Source organism: Salipiger sp. HF18 (genome assembly GCF_011806505.1).
In the GTDB taxonomy this organism is placed as follows: Bacteria; Pseudomonadota; Alphaproteobacteria; order Rhodobacterales; family Rhodobacteraceae; genus Salipiger; species Salipiger thiooxidans.
Genome location: NZ_JAATOS010000582.1, coordinates 1 through 2,280, shown reverse-complemented (window position 1 = coordinate 2,280; position 2,280 = coordinate 1). Strand labels below are relative to the sequence as shown.

The window sequence follows — 2,280 nt, the reverse complement described above, 5'->3', positions numbered from 1 at the left end:
CCAGAACATCAGGTACATGAAGAAGGTGACGGCAAGCCCCCCTGCCCCGACGGAGGCGAGGAAATAGAGCGGGGACCAGGTGTCTGCGGGGCGGGTCGGAATGCGTGGCATGGCGAGTCTCCTCAGGATCTGACGCCAGTCTCGCATGGGGGACGCCCGGGGAACGGTGACTTGGTCACACGGGCGGCATCCCGGTGTCAGGCCGCCCCGCGCCGGCAGTAGCAGGAGGCGCGCACCGGAACCTCGACCCTGGCGCGGGCCTTGTCAAGCTGACGCCCGATGTGCACCGACTCGACCTTTTCGCCGCGGCGCACGAGGCATTCGTGCAGCCCGTGCAGGCTCCAGACATTGCCCGGGTGCTGGCAGGCGCGCGCCAGCGTGTCGTCGAGCCCAAGGTCGGCGCGGTAGACCGCCTCCGCCTCGCCGTATTGCCCCGCGTCGAGCAGCAGCGCGCCCAGCGCGTGCCGCGTCGGCTGCATCCAGCCCCACGGCTCGTCATAGGGCAGCGCGTCGTCGAGCGCGACCGAGCGCCGGAGATGCGCGAGCCCCGCCTCCTTGTTGCCGCGCTTGTACTCGAGCTCGCCCAGCATCATCGCCTCGGCCACCCCGAGAATGTCGCGCCCGGTGTTGTTGAAGAGCATACGGCTTTCGGGCAGCGCGTCGCGGGCCTGAACGAACGCCGCGGCCTCGGCGCCGGCCTCGGTGCTGCGCCCCTTGTTGGCCAGCGCCACGGTGCGGGCGTAGCGCATCACCGCGGTGGTCATGGCGTAGAGCTCCGCGTCTTCGGGCAGCGGCTCGGCGAGGATCGCATCCCACATGCCGAAGCGGATGTAGACGTGCATGTTCATCGGCACGAAGGCCTCGAGCCAGTCGGCGAACTGCCGCAGCACCGGCTCCTCCGGAAGGTTGGCAACCAGCTCCGCCGCGGCCTCGAGCGCGGGGGCGGGCTGGCCGAGGAACATCGCCCCGTAGATCTTGAAGTGGTAGTTGTGGCACCGGTAGACGGTGTAGAAATCCCCGGTCCCCTCGCGCGCGACCCAGATCCGGTCGGCCTCGATGGCCCGCGAATTGCGCGCGACGACGTTCTGGTAGTCGCCGCAAAGCACGTCGATATGGGTGGCCATGTGCAGCAGGTGCCCGGCATCGGGCGCCAGCGTGCTGAGCCGGTCGCCGTGGCGCAGCGCCAGCTCGGGATGCGGCGACATCTCCATGAGGTGGATGTAGAAATGCAGGAGCCCGGGATGATCCCAGGCCCCGGGCAGCGTGTCGAAGGCCTGTTCGAGCAACGCGCGGGCCTCGACCGTGTCGGCGCCCCGGGCGGCCTTGCCGGTGGTGAGGTCCCAGAGCTGCCAGGGCGTGCGGCTCATCATCGCCTCGGCGCAGAGCGCGGCCACATCGCAGTCCTCGGGGTGGGCCGCCCGCAGCGCGCGCATGGCGGCGGCATAGGCATCAAGGAAGGGCGCGATGTCCTCGACCGGCTCCGTGGGGAAGCGCTTGCGCAGGGCATCGACAAGCTGCGCCTCGACCGGCGACATGGCGGCGTCTGGCCTGATCGCCTCGAGCGCCGCATGGGCAGTGGCGAGCGCCGCCGCCTTGTCCCCGGGCTCCATCGCCTCCCACGGCAGGTTGTAGTTCGGTCCCGAGGCCGCGGCGATGCCCCATTGCGCCATGGCGCAGTCGGGATCGGCCTCGAGCGCCTGTCTGAAACAGCGCGCCGCCGCCTCGTGGTTGTAGCCGTAGAGCCAGGTGAGCCCCTGATCGAACCAGAGCTGCGCCGTCTCGGATAAGGTCGTGACGCTCCGGCCGAAACGTCCAAGGTCATAGCGCTCCATCGTCGCCTCCCTATCGCTGCTGTCTCTCTCGTGCCGACGGGACCACCCTAGCAAACCGCCCCTGCCCCGCAGAGCGCAAACCGCCCCGCGAGGGCGTTTGCGCCACCCTTGGCCCCGCGCTGCGTCCGTTTCGACCAATGACGCCGACGATCACGCCCACAGTCCCGCATTCGCAAGCACCAGCCACGCGCTCCGGCCCGGCAGCACCAGCCGGTCGCCGCGCCCGCGCACCAGCCCGGCGCGGACCCTTCGCATGTCGCAGGACACAGGGGACGGCGAGGATGGGGCCGGCAAGGATGGGGCCGTGCAGGCGGTGCCCAGGGCGGGCCGAAGACGGCGCGGTCAGCGCCGGTCGCGCGAGCGCGCCTTGACCACGCCGCGCACCATCTTGCCGAAGGCCCGGTCCTTTTCGCGGCGCTGCGCGAGGCTTGCCGAGTTGAAGGCATCC

General features: G+C 70.4%; 1 protein-coding gene. It reads right to left on the bottom strand.

Annotated elements, in window-relative coordinates:
* Positions 1-197: 197 nt before the first annotated feature.
* A complete protein-coding gene (locus tag HC022_RS24425; RefSeq protein ID WP_167454123.1) occupies positions 198-1,832 on the bottom strand; it encodes a hypothetical protein in 1,635 nt (544 codons plus the stop codon).
* Positions 1,833-2,280: the final 448 nt, after the last annotated feature.